At 71.6% G+C, this 13,322-nt stretch carries 16 protein-coding genes; 12 read left to right on the plus strand and 4 right to left on the minus strand.

Features of this window, described 5'->3' with window-relative positions; translation table 11 throughout:
• Positions 1-103: 103 nt before the first annotated feature.
• Positions 104-361: a sulfurtransferase TusA family protein gene (locus ACESM1_RS08400; RefSeq protein WP_372619259.1), complete on the minus strand. Its 258-nt coding sequence runs from the start codon at positions 359-361 to the stop codon at positions 104-106.
• A gap of 157 nt (positions 362-518) precedes the next feature.
• Here ACESM1_RS08400 and ACESM1_RS08405 point away from each other — a divergent pair, with 157 nt between their 5' ends.
• The 5 genes from ACESM1_RS08405 to ACESM1_RS08425 all read left to right on the plus strand — a co-directional run bounded on the left by ACESM1_RS08405 (position 519) and on the right by ACESM1_RS08425 (position 3,526).
• Positions 519-965, plus strand: a complete 447-nt coding sequence (locus tag ACESM1_RS08405) for a MucR family transcriptional regulator (protein WP_372619260.1) — start codon at positions 519-521, stop codon at positions 963-965.
• A 134-nt stretch (positions 966-1,099) separates the two neighbouring features.
• On the plus strand, positions 1,100-1,588 hold the full coding sequence (locus ACESM1_RS08410) for a Fur family transcriptional regulator (protein ID WP_372619261.1): 489 nt from the start codon (positions 1,100-1,102) through the stop codon (positions 1,586-1,588).
• 1 nt (position 1,589) lies between these two features.
• The gene (locus ACESM1_RS08415) at positions 1,590-2,438 is read left to right on the plus strand and encodes a GNAT family N-acetyltransferase (protein WP_372619262.1); all 849 of its coding nucleotides are present in this window, start codon (positions 1,590-1,592) and stop codon (positions 2,436-2,438) included.
• An 81-nt stretch (positions 2,439-2,519) separates the two neighbouring features.
• Entirely contained in the window at positions 2,520-3,077 is a 558-nt protein-coding gene (locus ACESM1_RS08420; protein ID WP_372619263.1) for an NUDIX domain-containing protein, read from the plus strand.
• A complete protein-coding gene (locus ACESM1_RS08425) occupies positions 3,074-3,526 on the plus strand; it encodes a hypothetical protein (protein WP_372619264.1) in 453 nt (150 codons plus the stop codon). Before ACESM1_RS08420 ends, ACESM1_RS08425 begins: the two co-directional genes overlap by 4 nt.
• A 6-nt stretch (positions 3,527-3,532) precedes the next feature.
• Here ACESM1_RS08425 and ACESM1_RS08430 read toward each other — a convergent pair whose 3' ends face one another.
• On the minus strand, positions 3,533-4,255 hold the full coding sequence (locus tag ACESM1_RS08430; protein ID WP_372619265.1) for a DUF5765 domain-containing protein: 723 nt from the start codon (positions 4,253-4,255) through the stop codon (positions 3,533-3,535).
• Positions 4,256-4,318: 63 nt separating this feature from the next.
• The gene (locus ACESM1_RS08435; RefSeq protein WP_372619266.1) at positions 4,319-5,161 is read right to left on the minus strand and encodes a squalene/phytoene synthase family protein; all 843 of its coding nucleotides are present in this window, start codon (positions 5,159-5,161) and stop codon (positions 4,319-4,321) included.
• Between the two features lie 106 nt (positions 5,162-5,267).
• On the opposite strand from ACESM1_RS08435, the gene ACESM1_RS08440 reads away from it, so the two are divergent.
• The 6 genes from ACESM1_RS08440 (at position 5,268) to ACESM1_RS08465 (ending at position 11,875) form a co-directional block, all read left to right on the plus strand.
• On the plus strand, positions 5,268-5,906 hold the full coding sequence (locus ACESM1_RS08440; RefSeq protein WP_372619267.1) for a superoxide dismutase: 639 nt from the start codon (positions 5,268-5,270) through the stop codon (positions 5,904-5,906).
• A 282-nt stretch (positions 5,907-6,188) separates the two neighbouring features.
• Positions 6,189-7,175: an extracellular solute-binding protein gene (locus ACESM1_RS08445; RefSeq protein ID WP_372619268.1), complete on the plus strand. Its 987-nt coding sequence runs from the start codon at positions 6,189-6,191 to the stop codon at positions 7,173-7,175.
• On the plus strand, positions 7,162-8,274 hold the full coding sequence (locus ACESM1_RS08450) for an ABC transporter ATP-binding protein (RefSeq protein ID WP_372619269.1): 1,113 nt from the start codon (positions 7,162-7,164) through the stop codon (positions 8,272-8,274). Before ACESM1_RS08445 ends, ACESM1_RS08450 begins: the two co-directional genes overlap by 14 nt.
• Entirely contained in the window at positions 8,271-9,977 is a 1,707-nt protein-coding gene (locus ACESM1_RS08455) for an ABC transporter permease (protein WP_372619270.1), read from the plus strand. The genes ACESM1_RS08450 and ACESM1_RS08455 overlap by 4 nt, the downstream gene beginning before the upstream one ends.
• A gap of 49 nt (positions 9,978-10,026) precedes the next feature.
• On the plus strand, positions 10,027-10,467 hold the full coding sequence (locus ACESM1_RS08460) for a PadR family transcriptional regulator (protein ID WP_372619271.1): 441 nt from the start codon (positions 10,027-10,029) through the stop codon (positions 10,465-10,467).
• Between the two features lie 61 nt (positions 10,468-10,528).
• Positions 10,529-11,875 (plus strand): FAD-dependent oxidoreductase, encoded by a 1,347-nt coding sequence (locus ACESM1_RS08465; RefSeq protein ID WP_372619272.1) that lies wholly within the window; start codon positions 10,529-10,531, stop codon positions 11,873-11,875.
• A gap of 90 nt (positions 11,876-11,965) precedes the next feature.
• Here ACESM1_RS08465 and yajC read toward each other — a convergent pair whose 3' ends face one another.
• The gene (gene yajC, locus ACESM1_RS08470; RefSeq protein WP_372619273.1) at positions 11,966-12,322 is read right to left on the minus strand and encodes a preprotein translocase subunit YajC; all 357 of its coding nucleotides are present in this window, start codon (positions 12,320-12,322) and stop codon (positions 11,966-11,968) included.
• A gap of 112 nt (positions 12,323-12,434) precedes the next feature.
• Between yajC and ACESM1_RS08475 the strand changes: the two genes are divergently transcribed.
• Complete coding sequence (locus ACESM1_RS08475) at positions 12,435-13,307, plus strand: ATP-binding protein (RefSeq protein WP_372619274.1); 873 nt, start codon at positions 12,435-12,437, stop codon at positions 13,305-13,307.
• Positions 13,308-13,322 lie beyond the last annotated feature (15 nt).

Below are 13,322 nucleotides of genomic sequence, written 5' to 3' on the forward strand. Positions count from 1 at the left end.
ATCTCCGCCTCCAGCCAAAGCTGGACGCCTACGAATCACACCCTGCCGCGCCGCATCCAATCACAAGCCGATTCCAGCCTGGGCTACTCGGGTCTAGCGCCCCTCAGCCGCCCTTGCGGATCCAGAGCCGAACGGTGCCATCCGCGGCTGCGTCCTGCCGCAGCACGGCATGCCCCTGCTCCGCCGCCGTGCGCGGCACGTTGCGGCGTGGCTCCTCGCCTTTCAGCCTGACCAGCAACACTTGCCCCGGCGCCATGCGGTCCAGCGCCAGGCGCGTGCGCACGAAGGTCATCGGGCAAGTCTCGGCAGTGATGTCCAGCTCATGATCGGCGGTCTGTTCTTCGGCATCGTAGGATACCATACGATCAATCTCCGTAGCGTGACGTAACGGCCGTTGCGGCTTAACGCCACCTGATAGTATATGTCCCCGCGCGACACGGTGCGGAGCCCTTTCCCGCCGCTCGCATCGCGGCGCCGGGAATTCCAAGCGGCCTCGACCACAAGCGGAAAGCACAGCCATGGCCGAAAACGCGGCAAACCAGGACCTCCTCGGCCTTACGGCGGAGATCGTCTCCGCGCATGTGTCGAACAACCCGGTCTCGATCTCCGATCTGCCCTCGCTGATCCAGGAGGTCTACCGGACGCTCTCCACGATGGGGCAGCCGGTGGTGGTGCCCGCGGAAAAACCGCAGCCTGCGGTGCCGATCAAGAAGTCCATCACGCCGGAATACCTGATCTGCCTGGAAGATGGCCGCAAGCTGAAGATGTTGAAGCGTCACCTCAAGACCGCCTTCAACCTCACACCGGACCAGTACCGGGAGAAGTGGGGCCTCGGCTCCGACTATCCGATGGTGGCGCCCAACTACACCAAGCACCGCTCCTCGCTGGCCAAGCGCATCGGCCTCGGCACCAAGCCACGCCTCGGCAAGCCGGCTGGTCGCGGCCGCTCCTCCGCCAGCGCCTGAGCGAGGCACCGCCGCCCCGTGCCGGCCGCTGGCCCGGCCGGATGGTGGTGGTCGGCCATGGACGGGGCTATTGAGGACTGCGCGCCGGGACATGTGCCCGGCCGGAGGACGCACTGCCCCGTATGCCGCACGACATGCCGATAAGCGCCGCCGTACCGCCCGAAGCAGCCGCACGCCCCGATCCCTCGCGGATCGAGCGGCTCTGCGTTGAGCGCGGGCTGAAGATGACCGGCCAGCGCCGCCTCATCGCACGCGTGCTGAGCGAGGCGGAGGACCATCCGGATGTCGAGGAACTCTACCGCCGGGCCAGCGCGCTGGATGCGCGCATCTCCGTGGCAACGGTCTATCGCACCGTCCGCCTGCTGGAGGAGAAGGGCATCGTCGAGCGGCGAGATTTCGGCGGCGGTCGCGCCCGCTTTGACCCCACGGACCGCGGCCATCACCATCATCTGATCGACGTGGACACCGGCAAGGTGATCGAATTCGAGGATGCCGAATTCGAACGTGTCGCGCGCGCCATCGCCGAGCGGCTGGGCTTCGGTCTCATCGGCCAGCGGCTGGAACTCTTCGGCCGCCGCAGCGAAACCTCCCCGGCACGGCCAGGCCGCAAGGCGGGCAAGTGAGATGAGCGTCGATGGGCCGCTGCCCGACGACCCGCCCCCGCCGCTGGAACCTCCCCCGCCGGGCGCCTTCGAGGAGCTGCGCGCCGGCAACCTCGGACTGCGCCTTGCCGAGGGCGCGGGCGAGCTGGATGCCGCCCAGGAGCTGCGCTTCCGCGTCTTCTACGAGGAGATGGGCGCACGCGCCGACCCCGCCACCGCCGCCGCCCGCCGGGACGCCGACGCCTTCGATGCGGTGGCCGACCACCTGCTGGTGCTGGATCACGACCTCGGCTCCGGGCCGCAGGCGGTGGTCGGAACCTACCGGCTGATCCGCCGCGCCGGCGCAGCCCGCCTCGGCCGCTTCTACTCCGAGAGCGAATACGACATCTCCCGCCTGCTCGACTGGCCCGGTGAGGTGCTGGAGCTCGGCCGGTCCTGCGTCGCGCCGCCCTACCGCACGCGCGGCACGCTGCAGTTGCTCTGGCGCGGCATCGCAGCCTACGTCTTTCGTCACCGCATCGACCTGATGTTCGGCTGCGCTTCGCTGCACGGCACCGACCTCGACGCGCTGGCGCCACAACTGACTTACCTCCACGCGAATCACCTGGCGCCGCCGGCGCTCTGCCCGCGCGCGGTGCCTGGGCGCTACGTGGCGATGGACCGTCTCCCGCTCGGCGCCGTGGACATGAAGGCCGCGCTCGTCGCGCTGCCGCCGCTGATCAAGGGCTATCTCCGCCTCGGCGGCTTCATCGGCGATGGCGCGGTGCTCGACGAGCAGTTCAACACCACCGATGTCTGCGTGGTGGTGAAGACCGACCTGATCACCGACAAATACTTCCGCCACTACGAGCGTACCGCCGGCGGCGGGTGAGCTGCGCGCACGAAGGGGACGGATCGTTCCCACGCCACGGCGCGGCTTGCCGCCAGCCGCCGGCCGGCCCACTTTCCCCCCATGTCTGCTGGCGCCCTGAACTTCGTCCGCCGCATTCCCGAAGGCGAGGACCGCGAGCGGCTCACCTGCGCCGATTGCGGATTCGTCGCCTACGAGAACCCGAAGATCGTCACCGGCTCGGTCGTGGTTCAGGATGGCAAGGTGCTGCTCTGCCGCCGCGCCATCGAGCCGCGCCGCGGCTTCTGGACCATCCCCGCCGGCTACATGGAGCTGAATGAGACGGTGGAGGAAGCCGCCCGCCGCGAGGCGCGCGAGGAAGCCTGCGCCGAGATCGCGATCGAGGGAATTCTGGCGCTCTATTCCATCGCGCGGATCGGCCAGGTGCAGGTGCTGTTCCGCGCGCATCTGGCCATGCCGGGCTTTGCCGCCGGGCCGGAAAGCCTGGAGGTGCGGCTGTTCGACTGGGACGAGATCCCCTGGCCGGACCTCGCCTTTCCCTCGGTGCACTGGGTGCTGAAGGCATGGCGCGAGCTGGGCGACCGTCCGCTCGGCGCGCCGGTCACCAACCCGCCCGAGGATCCACGCGGCACCAGCCGGATGCGGGAGCAGGGCGCATGAGGCGCGTGCCCGCGGTCCTGCCGTTGCTGGTGATCCCCGTGCTGGCGCTCGCAGCCTGTGCGCATCCCGAGCCGGAAGCGCCCCCCCGGGTGGCGGCAGCCCGCCCCGCGGTCGTCCTGCCGGCCAGCACCGCCGCCGCGGCAGCGACCGGCAAGCCGACGCGCATCCGCCCGACGCTCGACACGCCACTTGGACTGCTGCCGCTCTCCGGCGCGCCGCGGGCAGCCGAGCCGGCGCCCGTGCCGGATCGCAGCATCGAGCCGCCACGCGACGACTTCGCCTCGAGCCTCGACCCGAGCATCGAGCCGATGATGCTGCCGCCCGAGCGGCGCCTGGGCGCGACCTTCGGCCGCGAGCACCTGCGCGAGACCGGGCCGGACCGCCCGTTGGACAACATCCTGCCCGGCGCGCGGCTGCGGATCCCGTTCGAGAGCGAGGTGCGGCGCTGACCGGCCTCAGGCCAGCACCGGCCGCGCCGGTCGTCCGAAGATCAGCCGCCGCAGCGGCGGGACCACGCCCGAGGCGACGAGCCCGATCGAGAACAGGCACCAGATGGCGGGGATCTCGTTCGGGTTGCCGGTCAGCAACGAGGCGAGGATCGGCCCGGCCAGCGCGTGGAACACCACGAAGCGCCAGGCGCCGTAGAACAGCGGCACGATGAACACCGCGACCATGTAGGTCGGGAACGTCCAGACCGTGCCCGGCAGCAGGTCAATCGCCGGCACCAGCGCATTGTAGGGGATGTTCCAGGCGATGTGCCAATCGCCCGAGACGGTGCACAGCGCCGCCGCGCAGAGCGCCGTGCCCTCGCGGCAGGTGCCGGCCCAGTCGAAGGGGTAGAGTTGCAGCAGCATGGTCGTGGCCGAGGCACCGCCGGCCAGGTGGACGCCCGTGCGCATCCAGGCGGAGACGCCGCCGGCCAGCAGGGTCATGGCAAAGGCGTTGATGAACAGCGGCTGGAAGGCGATGTGCAGGTAGGAGAGCAGGGTGATCGCCTGGTTCGCCCCGCTGCCGCACTGGTCCACCACGCCGTAGCCGGCGACCTGCAGCCCCTCCATGAAGGTGAACCAGGCCACGGCGGCGGGCACGGCCGGCGGGTCGCCGCGACGCAAGGTCAGGACTGTCGCCGCGCTGCCGAGCGCAACCATTCCCGCCGAAACACCCATGGACCAGCACATGGCTGACCCTCCCCCCAATGCCCGACGACGCTAGAGGGAAAGGCCCCGGGCCGGAAGGCAGGCTCAGGCGCGCCCGCGCAGCCCAGCGAGCGTCACCGCCATCCGGTCGCCGAGGCCGCGCGGCGCCGGCACCTCCCGCCCCGCCGCGAGCCGCCGCAGGTCACGCGCCGCCAGCACCGCCGGCAACGCGGCTGCCACCGCGCCGCGCGGCACGCCGCCCGCGGCGGCACGTGCGGCCGCCAGGTCGCCGAGCCCCGCCTCGGCCAACCGGCGGATCACCGGCGCGGCCGACTCGGGCGCCTGGATCACCGCCGCGGCATCCAGCCCGGCTTCGGCCAGCGCGTCGCCGGGCAGCAGGCAGCGGCCCTGCGCGGCATGGGCCGCGACGCTGCGCAGCACGCCGGCCAGCCCATACGCCGCGCCAAGGGCCTGCAGCGCCACCAGTGCCTCGCCGGCCGCGCCGAGCAGCCGGCCCGCCGCCACCGCCACGCCGCCCGCCGTGCCGCGCAGATGCGCGGCGAAGGCGACGCGGGTCGGCAGGCCCTCCTCGGCGGCCTCGGCCTCCCGCGCATCGGCCAGCGCCGAGAGGTCGGCGGGATCGAGCAGCCCTGCCGCGATCGCGGCATGCAGCGGCGTTGCCACCTCGTGCCGGCGCGCCGGCCGGCCCTCCGCCGCCTCAGCCACCGCCTCGCGCCACCACTGCAGGCGGATCAGCGCCGCGATCGGGTTGCTCGCCGCCTCCCGTGCGCGGGCGAGTTCGTGATTGTAGGCCAGCAGGGCGAACAGCGCCGGGCGCCGCTCGGCGGGCGCGAAGAGCGCGCAGAGGAAGCGGTCCGGATCGTGCAGGCGGACGAAACCGGCCAGGTCGCCAGCCGTCTCGCCAGCGGGTGCGGAGGTATCGGGCATCCCGGGCCAGATGACGGTCCCGCGCAGTGGTTGCAAGCGCGGTTGACGCTCCCCCGGCCCAAGCCTAGGTCAACGACCGGCCAACTGTGCCAAACGGGAGAAATCCATGCCCTTCAGCCTGCCCCCCCTGCCCTATTCGACCAATGCGCTCGCCGCCAACGGTATGTGCCAGGAGACGCTGGAGTTGCACCACGGCAAGCACCACAACGCCTATGTCACCGCGCTCAACGGCCTGATCGAGAGCAAGGGCCTCGGCGGCAAGACGCTGGAGCAGATCTGCGCCGAAGCCGGCAAGGCCAGCGCCGACGGCCTGCCGGTGCTGAACCAGGCCGGCCAGCACTACAACCACGTCCTGTTCTGGCAGGTGATGCAGCCCGGCGGCGGCGGCGACAAGCTGCCCGGCGCGCTGCAAGCCAAGATCGACAGCGACCTCGGCGGACTGGCGAAGTTCAAGGAGGACTTCAAGCAGGCCGGCGTGACGCAGTTCGGTTCGGGCTGGGCCTGGCTGGTCATCGGTGGCGACGGCAAGCTCAAGGTGACCAAGACGCCGAACGGCGCCAACCCGGTCTCGACCGGCGAAGGCCAGCCGATCCTCGGCGTGGATGTGTGGGAGCACGCCTACTACCTCGATTTCCGCAACGTGCGCCCGAACTACCTGCAGAACTTCCTGGACAAGCTGGTGAACTGGGAAGTCGTCGCCGACCTGATGAACAAGGGCGGCCTGAAGTCCGGCCAGAGCGCCTGACACCGCCCGCCGGGAGGGACTCCGTCCCTCCCGGCGCCATGACGCCGCGGCGGAACCCGCGAGCGCGGTGCGCCGCCGCCGATCTCCCCCCATGCCACCGCATCATCATGATCGCGCCGCTATCGCTCTGCGCGGGCGATGCCATACAATGCGGAACGTCCAGACCCTGGGATGCCGACGGGTCTGCGATGCGGAGGCTGGCCAGCATCCTTTGCCCTCCCCGCGATCGCCGGGACGCGAACGGGCGGAGGCGCCGGGCCGCCGCCGGATGAGGAGAGACCGATGATGCTTGGGCGCCGAACCGCCTGCCTGTCCGCCATCGCCGCGGCCTTCGCGGCCACGCGTCCCGCGCTGGCGCAAGCGCGCGCCGTGGTGGCGTACACGGCCTTCTCCGATGGCGTGACGGCGCTGGCGCCGGGCTTCAAGGCGCGCAGCGGCGCCGATGTGCAGATCGTCGCCGCCGGCTCCGGTGAGCTGGTGCGGCGGCTGCTGGCCGAACGCACGCGCCCGCTGGCCGATTGCATCGTCTCGGTCGGCGGCGAGCCGATCGATGCCAATCCAGGCGTCTTCGCGCGATACACGGTGCAGGGCGACGCAGCCATACTGCCGGCGGTGAAGGTGAGCCCGAACTGGATCCCCTTCTCCGTCACCATCCCGAACGTGCTGGCGGTCAACACCCGCCTAGTGCCGGAAGCCGAGATCCCCTCCACCTGGGCGGAGCTCGCCGACCCGAAGTGGAAGGGCAAGATCGCTTTCGCCGGCGCCGATCGCTCCGGTTCGGCGCTGCAGCAGATGCTGCAGATCCTCTACAATTTCGGCGAGGACGAGGGCTGGCGCCTGTTCGAGCGCATGCTCGAGAACTTCGTCATCACCGGCAGCTCCGGCGCGGTGCCGCGCGGCGTGGCGCAGGGCGAATACGCGCTCGGCCTGACGCTCGAGGATTTCGCGGGCCGCTACATCGCCGGCGGTGCGCCGGTGCGTGTGGTTTATCCGCGCGAGGGCATCACGCTCGGCGCCGATGCGATGGCGCTGGTCGCCGGCGGTCCGAACCCGGACGGCGGGCGCGCGCTGCTCGACTACATCGCCTCGGTCGAGGCGCAGACGCTGATCGTGCAGCGCTTCGGCCGCCGGCCGATCCGCACCGATGTGGCGCCGCCGGCGGGCGCGGCCGATCCCTCGACGCTGCCGATCAAGAACATCCCCGTCGAGTGGTCGAACGCGCGCCAGCGCGAGGCACTGGCCCGCTACCTCCGCCTTGTCCGCCGCTGATCCGGCTTCCGGCCCGGCGCCGCATCTCGCAATCGCCGGGCTGGTCAAGCGATTCGGCGCCTTCACGGCGCTGGACCGCGTGGACCTCACGGCGACACGGGGCGAACTGCTGACGCTGCTCGGCCCTTCGGGCTGCGGCAAGACCACGCTGCTGCGCGTCGTCGCGGGCTTCCTGCAGCAGGAGGAAGGCTCGCTGCGCCTCGCCGGCCGCAGCCTGGAGGGCACGCCGCCGGAGGCGCGCAACTTCGGCATGGTGTTCCAGAGCTACGCCGTCTTCCCGCATCTCTCGGTGGCCGAGAACGTCGCCTACGGGCTGCGCGCGCGGCGCGTGCCGCGCGAGGCGGCTTCGCGGCGCGTCGCGGCGGCGCTGGAGCGCGTGCGGCTCGGCGGGCTCGCCGAGCGCTTCCCGGATGCGCTCTCCGGCGGGCAGAAGCAGCGCGTCGGCCTGGCGCGGGCGATGGTGATCGAGCCCGACCTGCTGCTGATGGACGAGCCGCTCTCCAACCTCGACGCCAAGCTGCGGATCGAGATGCGTGACGAGATCCGCCACATGCAGCGCGAGATGGGCATCACCACGCTCTACGTCACGCATGACCAGGAGGAGGCGCTGGCGATCTCCGACCGCATCGCGGTGATGGAGCGCGGGCGCATCCGCCAGCTGGGCCCGCCGAGAGAGGTGTTCGAATCCCCCGCCCATGCCTTCGTCGCGGAATTCGTGGGCGGCTGCAACTGGCTGGACGCGACGCTGCTGCGCGATGGTGCGGGCGCGGCCGCGCGCATCGGCGGCGGCGCGGCCTTCCCGCTGCCTTCCGCCGTGGCACGGCCGGAAGGTGCCGCGCGGGCGGCGCTGCGCAACGAGGATCTCCGACTCGCCACGGCGGAGGACCCGCCGGCCTGCTGCCTCACCGGCCTCGTGGCGAGCCTCGCTTATCTCGGCCCGCGCTCGCGCCTGCGGCTGCACCTGCCGGGCGGCGCGGCGCTGGAGGCGGACCTGCCGAGCGCGCTGCCGCTGCCGGCGGAAGGCGCCGAGGTGCGGCTCGCTTTCGATCCCGCAAGGCTGCTGCTGTTCTCCGCCGCCGACGGCAGCCGCATCGCATGAGCGCAACGCTCGCCGCGCCAGCCTGGCCCAAGCGCCTGCTGCGCGGCGTGCGGGATGACCCCTGGACGGCGATCGCCTGGGCGACCGTGGCCTTCATGCTGGTCTTCGTCGCGCTGCCGCTGGCCGAGCTCGCGCGGCAGAGCCTGATCGGGCAGGAGAGCGGCCGCTTCGGGCTGGAGAACTACCGCGCCTTCTTCGGCTCCGGCTATTTCCGGCGCGCGCTGTTCAACAGCCTGAAGGTCGGCGCGCTCGGCACGCTGATCGCGCTGGCCATCGGGCTGCCGCTGGCGCTGGCCTTCGCGCGCTACGATTTCCGCGGCAAGGCGTGGATCGAGATCGCGATCCTGCTTTCCATGCTCTCGCCCCCCTTCGTCGGCGCCTATGCCTGGATCATGCTGTTCGGCCGCAGCGGGCTGGTGACGCAGGCGGCGCGCGGCATCGGCATCGAGCTGCCGCCGATCTACGGCACTTTCGGCATCGCGCTGGCCAGCGCCTTCGCGCTCTACCCGATCGTGTTCCTGGTGGTGCGCGGCGGCCTGGCGCGGGTGAACCGCACGCTTGAGGATGCGGGCGCCAGCCTCGGCCGCGGGCGGCTCGGCGTGATCCGCACGGTGACGCTGCCGCTGGTGCTGCCCTCGGTGCTGACCGGCGCGCTGCTGGTCTTCCTCGGCATCATCTCGGATTTCGGCACGCCCTCCATCCTCGGCGAGGGCGAGCGCTTCCCGGTGCTGGCGACACTGGCCTTCTCGCTCTACCTCTCGGAGATCGGCGCGGAGCCGGGCATGGCGGCGACCACCTCCGCGGTGCTGGTGGCGATCGCGCTGCTGCTGGTGGTGGCGCTGCGCATCTTTTCCGGCCGGCGATCCGTGGCGGACGACACCGGCGGTGGCGCGGCGCCGACGCGACTCGCAGGCCCTGCGGGCGCGCTGCTCGCCTTCGGCGCCGGCGCGCTGGTGGCGCTGGCCAGCACGCCGCAGATCGTGGTGACGGTCTGCTCCTTCCTCGAGGTGCGCGGCGTGGTGTTCCAGCCGGTGCCGACGCTCGACAACTACGCGCGCGCGATCGCGGCGATGGGCGATGCGCTGTGGAACAGCCTGCTCTTCGCCGGCCTCGCGCTGCTGATGATCGTGGTGGTCGGCGCGGCGGTCGGCTACGTCATCGCGCGCCGCAGTGGCCCGCTGCCGCGCCTGCTCGACCTGCTGATCATGGTGCCCTACGTGGTGCCGGGCACGGTGCTCGGCATCGGCTACGCCACCGTGTTCAACGAGCCGCCGCTGCTGCTGACCGGCACGGCGACGATCATCGTCACCGTCTATTTCGTCCGCCGCCTGCCCTACATGACGCGCGCCGCGGCCGGCATTGTCTACCAGGTGGATCGCGGGCTGGAGGATGCGGCGCGCAGCCTGGGCGACCCGCCGCTGACCGGCTTCCGCCGCGTGATGGTACCGCTGATGCGGCCGGGCATCCTGGCAGGTGCCGCGATCGCCTGGGTGGAGGTGTTCTCCGAGCTGTCGGCCTCGATCGTGCTCTACACCGGCACCACGCGCACGCTGCCGATTGCCGCCTACCAGCAGGCGCTGTCGGGCGATGTCGGCATGGCGGCGGCCTATGCGACGATGCTGGTGGGGGTGGCGGCCGCGGGGCTTGGGCTGTTCGTCGTCGCCCGAGGGTCGGAGCGGGAGCGGAGCCTCGGCTGGCTGTAGCCCCGATTTGGTGCTTGATGCATTGGTCATTGAGGTATAAGAAGGGGCCATGGAACCGCTCCGCCGCGCCGCCCCGCCCCGCGTGAACTACGCTTCGCGCGAATACTGGGCGGGCACCATCAAGATGGGCCTGTCCAAGTTCTTCATCCTGCGCGTGCTGCATGACGGGCCGCTGCATGGCTATGACATCGCCCGCCTGGTCGCGCGCACCACCGGCGGCTGCTGCTCGCCGACCGAGGGCACCATCTACCCGGTGCTGCGCGAGTTCGAGACCGGCGGCTTCGTCACCGCCACCGAGGAGGTGGTGCAGGGCCGCCAGCGCCGCGTCTATGAATTGACCGAGGCCGGCCGCGCCGCCTTCCGTGTCGCCCTCGACGCCTGGATGGAGGCGACCACGGCGCTGCAGGACACCGGCCGCGCCTTCGCCGCCGCCGACCACGCCCGTGCCGAACGGGCCGCAAGCGGCGACAACAGCGAGTGCTGCGCATGACGCGCAGCCCGTTTTCCTGTGCCCCTATACCTCAATCATCTATGCATCGAGGAGAATGCCCATGAGCCAGACCAACCTGCCGATCGCCGTCATCGGCGCCGGCCCCATCGGCCTCGCCGCCGCCGCGCAGCTGCTTGCCCGCGGTCTCGATCCCATCGTGCTCGAAGCCGGGCCGGAGATCGGCCACGCGGTCCGCGCCTGGGGCCATGTGCGGATGTTCTCGCCCTGGGAGTTCAACACCGATGCCGCCGCGCGGGCGCTGCTCGCGACCGAGGGCTGGCAGGCGCCCGATCCCGCCATCTATCCCACCGGCGCCGAGCTGGTGGCGCGCTACCTCGCCCCGCTTGCCGCGACGAAGGCGCTGCGCGGGCGCATCCGCACCGGAGCGAAGGTGCTGGGCATCGCCCGCCGCGACCTCGGCCGCCTGCATGATGGCGCCGCCCGCGACGCCGCACCCTTCGTGATCCAGGTCGAGACCAACCAGGGCATCGAGACGCTGGAAGCGCGCGCGGTGGTGGATTGCTCCGGCACCTGGCATGCACCGAACCCCGCCGGCAGCCATGGACTGCCCGCCCCCGGCGAGACGGCGCTCGCCGACCGCATCGCCTACGGCATCCCCGACATAAGCGGCACGGAACGCGCGACCTATGCCGGCAGGACGACGCTGGTGGTCGGCGCCGGCCATTCGGCAATGAACGCGGTGCTGGACCTGGTCGAGCTGGCGAAGGAGGAACCGGGCACCCGCATCCTCTGGGCCTTCCGCCGTCCGCTCGGCGCGGTGAATTTCGGCGGCGGCGCGAAGGACGGCCTGGCCGAGCGCGGCGCACTCGGCGCGCGGGCGCAGGCGCTGGTGGAGCAGGGCGCGGTGACCGCCCTCGCCCCCTTCCTGATCGACCGCATCGCCGATCAGGACGGCGCGCTGGCCGTCACCGGCCGGCAGGAGGCGCGGGTGACGACGGTGCGGGCCGACCGGATGATCGTCGCCACCGGCTTCCGCCCGGACCTCTCCTGCCTGCGCGAGGTGCGTCTCGGCCTCGACCCGGCGGTGGAGGCGACGCCGGCACTGGCGCCGCTGATCGACCCCAACCAGCATTCCTGCGGCACGGTGCGTCCGCATGGCGAGGCCGAGTTGCGCCACCCGGAAGCCGGCTTCTGGATCGCCGGCATGAAGAGCTATGGCCGCGCGCCGACCTTCCTGCTGGCCACCGGCCATGAGCAGGTGCGCTCCATCGCCGCCTTCCTTGCCGGCGACATCGCCGCGGCGCGACGGGTGGAGCTGGTGCTGCCCGAAACCGGCGTCTGCTCGACCGAACGCGCGCCAGCGCTGGCGCCGGTTGCGGCAGCGATCGGCGGGTGCTGCGGCCCGGCGAAGGCGCCGGCACCCAAGGCCGGCGGATGCTGCGGCTGACGACGCCGCGATACGCCCCGGATCAGGCGCCCGCCGGGTCCGCCGCGACGACGAACCCGATGCCCGGCGGAGGGCGGCGCCCTCCCCGGCTCAGCCCTTCGCCGCGTCGGCGGCCTTGGCGTCGTTCGCCGCGGCCGGCGGGCGCACCACGCTGGTGATCGTCCCGCGCAGCACGGTCACCCGCATGTTGGGCGCCAGCTCCACCTCGATCTCGTCGCTGTCGTCGCGCACCTTGGTGATGGTGCCGAGGATGCCGCCGCCGGTGATGACCTTGTCGTTGCGCTTCAGCGAGCCGAGCATCGCGCGATGCTCCTTCATCTTCTTCTGCTGCGGTCGGATCAGCAGGAAGTAGAAGACCGCGAAGATCAGGATCAGCGGCAGCAGCTGCATGACCACGGCGCCGGTGCCACCGGCGGCATCCTGGGCGTAGGCGGGGGAGATCCACATGGGCGGTCCGGCGTCCGTCTTGTTCGATGGGAAGGGAGGTAGGATTGCGGCGTGTCGGGCCGCAACCTAGCTTCCGCCCCCCTGCCGTCAACCCGTCCTCCGGAACTGCCCCGTGCCCGATCCCGCTGCCCATGCCCTGCTGCCCACGCTGACCCGGATCGCCGAGGCGCTCGAACGGCTTGCCCCCGCCCCGCCGGCACGCCCGGACCTCGGTGCCGCGGATGGCTTCGTGTGGCACCCCGCGCCGCTGCCGCACCTCGCCCCGGTGCCCCGCATCGCCGCGGTGGAGGTGGTGCTGCTGAAGGGCGTGGAGCAGCAGAAGAAGATCCTGCTGGAGAACACGTTGCGCTTCGCCCGCGGCCTGCCGGCCAACAACGCGATGCTCTGGGGCGCACGCGGGATGGGCAAGTCCTCGCTGGTCAAGGCCGCGCATGCCGCGGCCAATGCCGAAGTGGCGGGCGCGCTGGCCCTGATCGAGATCCACCGCGAGGACATCCGAACCCTGCCCGACCTGCTGAACATCCTCCGCGGGCAGGAGCGTCGCTGCCTGGTGTTCTGCGACGACCTCTCCTTCGAGCGCGAGGACGCCGACTACAAGGCGCTGAAATCCGTGCTCGACGGCGGCATCGAGGGCCGCCCGGCCAATGTCCTGTTCTACGCCACCTCCAACCGCCGCCACTTGATGCCGCGCGACATGATCGAGAACGAGAGCCGCGGCGCCATCCACGGCCAGGAAGCGGTGGAGGAGAAGGTCAGCCTGTCCGACCGCTTCGGCCTGTGGATCGGCTTCCACAATTGCGACCAGGAGACCTTCTTCGCGATGATCGAGGGCTACGCCGAGAGCTTCGCCCTGCCGATCGGGACGGAGGAGTTGCGCAAGGCCGCCGTCGAGTGGTCCATCACCCGCGGCGGCCGCTCCGGCCGCGTGGCCTGGCAGTTCGTGCAGGATATGGCCGGCCGGCTCGGCGTGCGCATCGCCGCCTGAGCCGGCCGGCCCGGG

Source organism: Falsiroseomonas sp. (assembly GCF_041690465.1).
In the GTDB taxonomy this organism is placed as follows: domain Bacteria; phylum Pseudomonadota; class Alphaproteobacteria; order Acetobacterales; family Acetobacteraceae; genus Falsiroseomonas.

Coding starts and splice junctions, on each gene's coding strand:
- ACESM1_RS08445 (WP_372619268.1), top strand. CDS start 6,189: ATGATGCTTGGGCGCCGAACCGCCTGCCTGTCCGCCATCGCCGCGGCC.
- ACESM1_RS08400 (WP_372619259.1), bottom strand. CDS start 361: ATGGTATCCTACGATGCCGAAGAACAGACCGCCGATCATGAGCTGGAC.
- ACESM1_RS08425 (WP_372619264.1), top strand. CDS start 3,074: ATGAGGCGCGTGCCCGCGGTCCTGCCGTTGCTGGTGATCCCCGTGCTG.
- ACESM1_RS08460 (WP_372619271.1), top strand. CDS start 10,027: ATGGAACCGCTCCGCCGCGCCGCCCCGCCCCGCGTGAACTACGCTTCG.
- ACESM1_RS08410 (WP_372619261.1), top strand. CDS start 1,100: ATGCCGATAAGCGCCGCCGTACCGCCCGAAGCAGCCGCACGCCCCGAT.
- ACESM1_RS08415 (WP_372619262.1), top strand. CDS start 1,590: ATGAGCGTCGATGGGCCGCTGCCCGACGACCCGCCCCCGCCGCTGGAA.
- yajC (WP_372619273.1), bottom strand. CDS start 12,322: ATGTGGATCTCCCCCGCCTACGCCCAGGATGCCGCCGGTGGCACCGGC.
- ACESM1_RS08420 (WP_372619263.1), top strand. CDS start 2,520: ATGTCTGCTGGCGCCCTGAACTTCGTCCGCCGCATTCCCGAAGGCGAG.
- ACESM1_RS08440 (WP_372619267.1), top strand. CDS start 5,268: ATGCCCTTCAGCCTGCCCCCCCTGCCCTATTCGACCAATGCGCTCGCC.
- ACESM1_RS08430 (WP_372619265.1), bottom strand. CDS start 4,255: ATGTGCTGGTCCATGGGTGTTTCGGCGGGAATGGTTGCGCTCGGCAGC.
- ACESM1_RS08465 (WP_372619272.1), top strand. CDS start 10,529: ATGAGCCAGACCAACCTGCCGATCGCCGTCATCGGCGCCGGCCCCATC.
- ACESM1_RS08435 (WP_372619266.1), bottom strand. CDS start 5,161: ATGCCCGATACCTCCGCACCCGCTGGCGAGACGGCTGGCGACCTGGCC.
- ACESM1_RS08405 (WP_372619260.1), top strand. CDS start 519: ATGGCCGAAAACGCGGCAAACCAGGACCTCCTCGGCCTTACGGCGGAG.
- ACESM1_RS08455 (WP_372619270.1), top strand. CDS start 8,271: ATGAGCGCAACGCTCGCCGCGCCAGCCTGGCCCAAGCGCCTGCTGCGC.